Raw genomic sequence first — 8,681 nt, 5'->3', positions numbered from 1 at the left:
AATGAAGTTTCCCGCCGTTTCATGGGTGGGATCACCGAGGCCGCGCCCGCGCAGGGAGTACACACCCCAGGCAACACCAGCCCCGAGCATCAATAGCGCCCCAGACAGCGGCGGCGCTTCCACCCCCGGCAGCAACAGTGCCGCCAGACCAGCCACCGCCGCCAGAACACCGAGGATCTGACGGCCATTAAGGCGCTCGCCGGACCACACCCCGACACCAATCATGGTCGCCTGAACCGCACCGAACAACACTAACGCGCCCGTGGCGGCGGACAGATCAAGGTAGGCAAATGAAAAGCCCGCCGCATAGGCAAACAGCGCAAACGCCGACAGCCAGCTTCCCCCAACTGCACGTGGCTTACGCCGATAGCTCACCAGGGCAGCAAGGATGGCCGCCCCCGATACAAGGCGTATGGTTGTGAAACTGGCCGCATCGATTTCGCCAGCGGCCAGGGCAACCCGGCAGAGCAGCGAATTGCCCGCGAAGGCCACCATGGCGAGCAGGGAAATGAAGAAAAGTCGAGTGTTGGGCATAGAGCACGCTTACCGGCAGTCAATCTGTGTCGATCAAGGTTACCACCAAAACGTTGCAGCACCTCGCATAAGGGGCGGGCTTGGAGCGTCAACCGCCACCCCGTCTGGATTGACGCAACTGCCATGTGTACCTATACTAAAAAATATACACATTGTGGAGATTAAAATCATGCGAACCAATATTGAAATTGACGACAAACTGATGAGCGATGCGCTTAAAGTCACGGGCTTGAAAACCAAGAAAGAGGCCGTAGAGCAAGGACTTAAGGCCTTGATTAAACTGAAAAAACAGGAAGGCATCAAGCGCTTCAGAGGCAAGCTGGAATGGTCGGGCGATCTGGACGACATGAGGCACGCTTCGTGATCCTTGTGGATTCCAGCGTCTGGATTGACTACTTCATCGGTAACGACTCCGCAGAAGCCGATTTTCTCGACCGCACGTTGGGCAATCGTGCCGTTGCCATCGGCGACTTGATTCTCACGGAAATACTTCAAGGGTTTCGGCACGAAAAGGACTATAAGGTTGCCAAGAAGCTGTTGGAGGAACTTACGGTATTTGATCTTCTCGGAAAAAAGATGGCGATAAAGAGTGCGGATAATTTCCGAAAGCTCCGCAAGAAAGGTATAACGATACGGAAAACCGCGGACGTCATCATTGCGTCGTACTGTATTGAGCACAACCTCCCTTTATTGTTCTCAGATAAGGATTTCCTACCCTTCGTAGAGCACCTGGGATTGCGCAACGCGGCATACACATGACGATTGCAGCTTGCGCGCCCATGGAATTGGGGGGAGGAGCTCCCCGGCGGCCACCCGCCGCGTACTGAAGCGCTCGTTAAATGGCCCTCGGCACACGATCCGAATTAGCCACTGTTTGATTGAGTTTCCGGAGCTTGTTGAGAGAGACTTGAAACTGGCCATTACTCGGTAACCGTTTACCTTTGAACTGCTCCCAAACAAGGGCTCCTGGCCCGTTATAGATTTCTTCGAATGTACCGTCACGCAAGATCTTGATGATGATTGCATGCTGCGGCTGGCTCCGGAATGCAACAGTGTTAGATTGCGTAGCTTTAATCTCAACTTTCACGCCGGTATCGGTGACCGCGTCATAGCCTTCGTTGGACGCTGTCTTCAGCTCAAGATTGTATGCATCGGCCACGAGGCATTCACCCAAACTACCAACCATGTGACCATCGGGGGTAAAATGCCTACCCGGGAACATGGCCTCCAACTCATTAACCGTGGCGTAGAGCTGAGTGACCAAGCTCCGGAATTTATCGTGATCGATCATAGACATTTAACGTCTACCATAAACGGCCGAGTGAAACGAGGTCCGGCGACCGCAGGGAGCGGATTTAATGGCTTTTCTACACGTTGACTTTATACTTGAGGTCATTTGCCTCATCCCCTGTCATACCGCGAAATCCCCATTGATGGGGCTGCTGCTCCTTGATCGTAATTTCAACATCAACAGGCGCCAAGGATAGCTGTGATTCGAGCTCTAAAAACAGCGCCTTGATAAGAGCCTTTTGAGTTTCCGGTTTCCGGCCGGACATCATGTTGATTTCAATGACTGTATAGGCTTCGCTTCTGCCACCAGGGTAATAGAAATCCTCTCGTTCCAGGGGCACAAACCTATGCGCACGCTTATCTTCCGGCATACCCAGAACGGACTTCATGCAGCCATGAATGACATCCGACATCTTGGCCTTTATTGGGTTTAGCTGATCCTTGATACCATAAACAATAATCATGCTATCTCCTTAATACCTGCAACGCAGTTATAACCAGCGCAGTGGACCTGAACCAATTTCACATTCAAAGTGTCCGTCAAAGCGGTGCAGGTTCAGAGCGTCCCACCGTCGAAGGCGGTGATTGGTGCGCTTGGTTATACGCCTTCATTGAACTTCTTCACCAGTAGCTCTAGCGGCATATCGCCTAGCGCTGCAATCCTCTCGTCATACATATACCAAGTGGACAAGTCCTTCGCCGTAGAACCTCTGAACAGTACAACGGCTCCAGTACGGTCATCGTGTTGATGTCTCGGATAGTAATCTGCGCTAGGCCAGGAATCCCCACTTTCATAGTAAATCTCAACGTCAGGGGTTCTTTTGTGGATAGCCTCTACTATCGCGAGTCTTTGGCCTTCTTCTCCATCTGAGTACCTAATAACTGCAATTGCTGAGGCTTCTTGGATCTTTTCCTCGTCGCTTAACGAATTCCAATCACTATAGTCGTGAACGACTTTTGGGGCATCAGAACCATTCATCGATTTTAGGTAAACAGCCAGCGCTATCCCGAAGACGACCAAAGCGGTTGAAAGGCCGGCGCCAAACACTAGACCTCTAATAAACGTTTTTAGCAACTATGCACCTCCTCAAGTAAACGCGGAGCGCAGCGGCGACCCGCCAGAGACGTCCGGCGGCCTACGGTCGAAAACTGACGCGAATGGCTATGATGGCCAACGCAAACCGTGACGGCCAAATCCATTTTTAATTTTTTTGTATAATTGGAGCTCGCTCATGCTCCAGAGGCGCACAGCTTCAACATGCAACTGTTTCTTTGGCAGTGAATTTAATACCTGACACATCAGAATTATGATATTTCCCGAGTTCTGCTGAATCCAACTGACACTGTCCTTGTATCGATCCACTAGCGTTTGGATACTTCCGATATCATCTTGCTTCCCTACTTTCCAACCGCCTTCTCCTACCTGCGTAAGCCAATGTAGAGAGGGTTCTGCTGGGTGCACTACTTGGCACAATTCCGAGTATAGATCCCTAACTGGATAATTCGGGTGATCGATTGCTGCTACATATTTCGCTGCAGTTTCAGCCTTGTGAGCTGGAGGGACAGCCTCTTCTCTCCCAACCTTACGAGCGTGATGGAAATGGATGAGAGCGTTCTCCAGCTCAGTGCTTTGAAATAGCGAATTGTTGAGCTTCCCATTCAGCGCCTCAATGATGCTCGCTGCGGAATCAGCAATTGTTAGTGAAACAGGCTGAAGAGAATACTTGGTGTCTGCGGCAGACTCGAGAAAACCTCGCAAGGCTGCACAGAATGCTAGGTAATTTGGCTGCAACGTGGCATGGACAACGCACGCATCAAACCAGCGAAGATGACGGATTGAGTTAGCAACCGCAGCCCAATGAACCCGATATAGAACTTCTTCCCAATAGATCTTATTCCTCTGGCTTAGCGGGAGAGCCTTATACTGCTCTATATCCATAAAGAAGTATGAGACTCCAGCAGCTTCGCTGACAATATCCCTCAGAATTTTGGGATAAACATCACCTGCCTTTCCGAACAGGTGGGGAGTTACCGTCACAAACTAGCCCTCATAACGCCGCGCTCTGCAGAATTTTCTTCCAACAGCAGCGCTTTGTTAGCCTTCAACATCGGAAAATTCGAATCTACAAAGCCAATCGATACGGTCTTTGAGTCGGTCTAGGTTTACACCATGACCCACCCCTGCCGGCCTGTTAACAACATTTAAAACTGTCTCAGAGTATTGTCTTTCATTGTATCCCAGTTCGTCATTATGAAGTATTTCTTTGTGTCTCAGAATTATCGGCGATTCGGCATTTTTAAATTGATCGCTCTTAGCGGCTATTAGAAGACCTTCGACTAACGCGCATTCAAAACTCTCACCCCTATTTCTCTCTGGCACGACTTCATAAAGGTAATTGATTAGCTCCAACTCACCCCCCTCTCCTGAGACATATTGCTGATATGCGTCTGACTTGAAATGCTTTGAAATGAGCAAGAAAACCAACAATGCAGGGAAAAGATATTCGGTTTCCTTAGCGGTTCTAATTGCAATATTGATACTTGCAAGGAATTGTTCGATTTCTCTCAATGACAGTCGAAGGTTAGTTGCTAGCATTGAAAATACATTTTTTAGATGGTCTTCGTCGTGCCGTAGCTCCCCGTATTTCTTCCTTGGTTGAAAAAATTTGTCTAGTTGTAGCGCAGAAAACAGCGAATCAATATAGCTAGCCTTGTCAGGCTCTTTCAGTTGATACTCAAAATCAATGAAACGGCGAAGGTATCCAACTGAATCGATTCCGCTTCCATAGACGGCTTCAATCGAATGACCTAGCTGCTCTTTGTCGAGTGCTAACACAAAGATCAAACCTTCTGTGTTGAACAAATGCTTGATTCTTTCCAGCAACTCAATTGCATAGTTTGGCCTACATCGATCCAGTTCATCGACAAATATTACGAGCGGCTTACCATCGGATGATTTCTCAATAAAGTTAGTCAAGGCGGCATGGAACTCGTATATTGCTTGTTTTTGTTGTAGGTAGTTGTCGAGTGCATCACCAGCCAATGACCCGGCTGCTTTCATCATCTCATCTTCAATTAATTTATCAGCATCAACTATTCCCGCAGTGCCAATTCGAACCAATGCGGGAACTCCTCGTTTTGCAATTTGTTTTCCGGCAGCTTTGGTTTTCTCCCATGCCTCGTTTGCTTTTTCATTGGCACCAATGAGAGCCTTTAGCCCCTCATTCATCTCACCTAAGAAAGAGACCAGTGGATCATCCGAAAAATCGGTCTCCCAAGCATTGAAGTATAGAGAAGGACAAGTATCCTCCTTAAGGTGGTTCTCCCACAGTCGAATAAAAGTTGTCTTCCCCGTCCCCCATCGCGAATCAATTGCTATCACGGCTGGGGAGTTTACGTTTGATACTAGTAAGGACAGATTAACTATTTCTTCCTTTCTACCCAAAAGATCATATTTGAAAGGATCGCTTGGCTCAATTCGTATTGGGTTTAGTTTTAACTTCAAAACACTCATCCCTTTGTGAGGTTAACGCCGGTAACACCGGAGTATTTTTGAGAAGGCAGCGCCGGAACAAAAATACTTCCGGTGATTACCTTTGTTAGCGTTCGCCCGTTTCATTTACTGATTCTATAATCTCTTTGATACGCAAAGCGCGTTCGAAGTACGACTTGAAAGCCCGATGTAACCGTCCTGCCCACACCTCACTTTCCGCCATCTCTAAGAATGTCATGAGCTTTGGCCCCAGCGGATCATCTTGATAGTGAAAAATAGCGTTTCGAAATCGCCTCAACCCATTGACCATTTGATCATTAGAAAGAAGTTCATCTATCTGTGAATCTTCAATTTTCAACTCTCTGTAGCCCTCAACCACCACATAAAGCAAAGAGTACCAAGTGGCGATCCTTAGGAATGCTGAATGCATTTCGGCTTGAGCTACTAGCTCTTCCGGACAGCCATCTGGTAAGCCCGTAGCCACAGGAGGGCCAACGACCACTTTGACAGAATCGGCCGTACACCAATGTTTGTGAAGAGCAACAAGTTCTTTCATATTTCGCTAACATTTTAACATTGAGCCAGCACGCTTCCCGGTCAAAGCCGCTAACTCATTGATATTAGTGAATTGTCTGAAACTTTAGCACAGATCGGCCAGACGGAAAGCGTGCCGGCTCGGTTTTGTCCCCGGTGTCGCCTGTTATCTACCGACTTAATATCAGTAACTCATTGATTTAATTTGTTTTTTTTATTTTCGTCGGTGAGAAAGCGTGCACTGTAAAGACGTGGCGAACGCCAATTTTCAGAGTACTCGCCAATATACTGTATAAGTCGATCATTTTTTGATCAACAAATAGTCTTGGGAATTACTTCGAGTTTTCGGCTAGAGGGGCATCAGAAAACCCGGCGCCCGAAGGCGCCGGAAGACGATGGGGATCAGGTGAGTTCGTATCGGTCCATAATATCCCGGACCAGCCCGCTGCGCACAATGTCGGCTCGTTCGAATTGGTGGATATACACATTGGGTAGATCGCCGAGCCGGTTCACGGCATCCGCCAGGCCGTTGTGTCCGCGAATATCGCTTTGTTCGATATCCCCGTTGATGACCACTTTACAGCCTTCGCCGATGCGGGTCAGGAACATCTTCATCTGTGCGGGTGAGGTGTTCTGGGCTTCATCGAGAATGACGAAGGTCCGGTTGTTGAAGGTTTTACCGCGCATAAACGCCAGGGGCGCGGCGACGATTCGACCGTGGCGCAGGCAGTAGTCTACGGTACCGGCGCCGAGTCGTTCGGCGAGGATTTCACGAAACGCGTCGATGTAAACCGAGAACTTTTCATCCAGGGCGCCGGGCAGGAAGCCCAGTTGTTCCCCCGCTTCCACGGCGGGCCGCGTGAGGATGATCCGCTCAATTCGCCCGGACTCCAGCGCTTCGGCGGCAATGGCACCGGCGCAGTAGCTCTTGCCCGTACCGGCAGGGCCGATACCGAAGGTCAGATGGTAGCGCTGGATAGCGTCGATGTAGTCTTGCTGGGCGGTGGTGTAGGCGGTGAGGGGTTTGTTGGCGCGGGGTGGAGCGTAAGCGGTCTGCAGTTGTCGGGAGGCATTGATTTCGACGATGTTGCCGTTGGGGGGTGCCCGGTGTCGGCCGCGGTCGTCTTGGTGGAACCGCTCTTCAGCGGCGTGGTTCTGATGTCTTTTGCGCTTCGCGTGAGATCGTTTCGCCATGGATAAATCCCCATCAGGTTCCAGGTGAACAGGGACAACTCGGGCTGGCAACGCTACGGATGGCCAAGGCCCCGGCCCTGTAAGACTCAAAAGGTAACGCGATTTTCGGGGTGACAGAGGCGCCCCGACATGTTCTGTTGGCAGGCTCCTCCTCTTGGCAGGTGGGTGACAAACGCACTGGTGAATCAGCGCTTACCAAAAATAGTAGGTGCTTTTTATCGAAGGGTCAATGCTTTTGATGCAGCGAACCGGAAAAGACAAAGCGGGAGGGGGATTTTGCCGGGCGCGTCGGGCGCCCGGCAAAAGGGTTTTACATGGATGACACGATGGAGATCATAACGCCCGCGGCCACGGCGGAACCGATCACCCCGGCGACGTTCGGCCCCATGGCGTGCATGAGCAGGTAGTTGTGAGGATCGGACTCGAGCCCGATTTTGTTGGACACCCGCGCAGCCATGGGCACGGCGGATACACCGGCGGAACCGATCAGCGGGTTGATCTTGTGGCGGACAAACAGGTTCATGAACTTGGCCACCAGAACCCCCATTGCCGTACCAATGGCAAAGGCAACGATACCCAGCAGCAGGATGCCCAGCGTTTTGGTATCCAGGAAGGCGGAAGCGGCCAGTTTGGAGCCCACGGCCAGGCCCAGGAAAATGGTGGTGATGTTGATCAGGGCATTCTGGGCGGTATCGCTCAGACGCTCCACCACGCCACATTCGCGCATCAGGTTACCGAAGCAGAACATACCCAGCAGCGGTGCGGCCGAGGGCAGGAACAGCGCCACAAGAATCAGCAGAATCACCGGGAAGGCAATCTTTTCCAGGCGGCTGACCGGACGCAGTTGTTCCATTTTGATCTGCCGCTCGGACTCGGTGGTCAGCGCGCGCATGATCGGCGGCTGGATCAGGGGCACAAGCGCCATATAAGAGTAGGCCGCAACGGCGATGGCACCCAGCAGGTCTGGCGCCAGAATGCTGGACACGTAGATGGCGGTCGGACCGTCCGCACCACCGATGATCCCGATGGCAGCGGCATCGGCAATGGAGAAGTCCATCAGGCCTGTAACAGACAGGCCAACCGCCCCCATTACGGTCGCAAAAATACCGAACTGGGCGGCCGCGCCGAGAAACAGGGTTTTCGGATTGGCGAGCAACGGACCGAAATCGGTCATGGCACCCACACCCATGAAAATGACCAGCGGCGCAACGCCGGAACCGATAGCCACTTGATAGAAGTTGTAGATCATGCCATTGGTGTAGCCGTAGTCCAAGGCCACCTTGTGTGCGGCCGCCAGCTCAGAGGCCGAAGCGGTTTTGTACAGCGCCATCAGCTCTTCCGCCGAAGTGCTGGCGGCAACGCCGAAGACTTCGGCAAGATCCGCGAGCACTTTCACGCCGCCCACATCAATGGCCTGCTGGGTCGCGGACATGGCGAGCCCCGCACCGGGGATGTTGGCCATGATGCAGCCAAAGCCGATCGGCACCAGCAGCAGCGGCTCAAATCCTTTGCGGATGGCCAGGAACAGCAGCAAAAGCCCCACCAGAATCATGGTGAAGGTGCCCCACTCCATCTGGTTGATGCCCGATTCCTGCCACAATCGAATAAAATTCTGCATAAAACGTTCTCAACAGTG

Annotated in this window: 10 protein-coding genes and 1 pseudogene; 2 read left to right on the top strand and 9 right to left on the bottom strand. The window is 51.4% G+C overall.

Annotation, left to right across the window (positions count from 1 at the left end; all coding sequences use genetic code 11):
* A pseudogene (locus B3187_RS01100) lies at positions 1–534 on the bottom strand (EamA family transporter); the annotation flags it as partial.
* A 169-nt stretch (positions 535–703) separates the two neighbouring features.
* Between B3187_RS01100 and B3187_RS01095 the strand changes: the two are divergent.
* Together B3187_RS01095 and vapC are read left to right on the top strand one after the other, a co-directional pair.
* On the top strand, positions 704–898 hold the full coding sequence (locus B3187_RS01095; RefSeq protein WP_265367421.1) for a type II toxin-antitoxin system VapB family antitoxin: 195 nt from the start codon (positions 704–706) through the stop codon (positions 896–898).
* Positions 895–1,293 carry a type II toxin-antitoxin system VapC family toxin gene (vapC, locus tag B3187_RS01090; RefSeq protein ID WP_286804263.1) on the top strand — a complete coding sequence of 133 codons (399 nt, stop codon included), beginning with the start codon at positions 895–897 and terminating at the stop codon, positions 1,291–1,293. The genes B3187_RS01095 and vapC overlap by 4 nt, the downstream gene beginning before the upstream one ends.
* A gap of 76 nt (positions 1,294–1,369) precedes the next feature.
* On the opposite strand, the gene B3187_RS01085 is transcribed toward vapC, so the two are convergent.
* The 8 genes from B3187_RS01085 to B3187_RS01050 form a co-directional block, all read right to left on the bottom strand.
* Complete coding sequence (locus B3187_RS01085; RefSeq protein ID WP_286804262.1) at positions 1,370–1,831, bottom strand: DUF6998 domain-containing protein; 462 nt, start codon at positions 1,829–1,831, stop codon at positions 1,370–1,372.
* A gap of 70 nt (positions 1,832–1,901) precedes the next feature.
* Positions 1,902–2,288 (bottom strand): tautomerase family protein, encoded by a 387-nt coding sequence (locus B3187_RS01080; RefSeq protein ID WP_286804261.1) that lies wholly within the window; start codon positions 2,286–2,288, stop codon positions 1,902–1,904.
* Between the two features lie 134 nt (positions 2,289–2,422).
* Positions 2,423–2,899, bottom strand: a complete 477-nt coding sequence (locus B3187_RS01075) for a hypothetical protein (RefSeq protein ID WP_286804260.1) — start codon at positions 2,897–2,899, stop codon at positions 2,423–2,425.
* An 87-nt stretch (positions 2,900–2,986) separates the two neighbouring features.
* Positions 2,987–3,862: a hypothetical protein gene (locus B3187_RS01070; protein ID WP_286804259.1), complete on the bottom strand. Its 876-nt coding sequence runs from the start codon at positions 3,860–3,862 to the stop codon at positions 2,987–2,989.
* 57 nt (positions 3,863–3,919) lie between these two features.
* Positions 3,920–5,329, bottom strand: coding sequence for a KAP family P-loop NTPase fold protein (locus B3187_RS01065; protein ID WP_286804258.1), 1,410 nt, complete (start codon positions 5,327–5,329; stop codon positions 3,920–3,922).
* 94 nt (positions 5,330–5,423) lie between these two features.
* A complete protein-coding gene (locus tag B3187_RS01060; protein WP_286804257.1) occupies positions 5,424–5,873 on the bottom strand; it encodes a hypothetical protein in 450 nt (149 codons plus the stop codon).
* A gap of 380 nt (positions 5,874–6,253) precedes the next feature.
* Positions 6,254–7,045: a PhoH family protein gene (locus B3187_RS01055; protein WP_123636833.1), complete on the bottom strand. Its 792-nt coding sequence runs from the start codon at positions 7,043–7,045 to the stop codon at positions 6,254–6,256.
* Between the two features lie 310 nt (positions 7,046–7,355).
* On the bottom strand, positions 7,356–8,663 hold the full coding sequence (locus tag B3187_RS01050) for a sodium ion-translocating decarboxylase subunit beta (protein WP_286804256.1): 1,308 nt from the start codon (positions 8,661–8,663) through the stop codon (positions 7,356–7,358).
* Positions 8,664–8,681 lie beyond the last annotated feature (18 nt).

This window comes from Marinimicrobium sp. UBA4209, from assembly GCF_002381585.1.
Classification (GTDB): Bacteria; Pseudomonadota; Gammaproteobacteria; order Pseudomonadales; family Cellvibrionaceae; genus Marinimicrobium; species Marinimicrobium koreense.
This window is presented reverse-complemented; position numbering and strand designations above follow the sequence as displayed.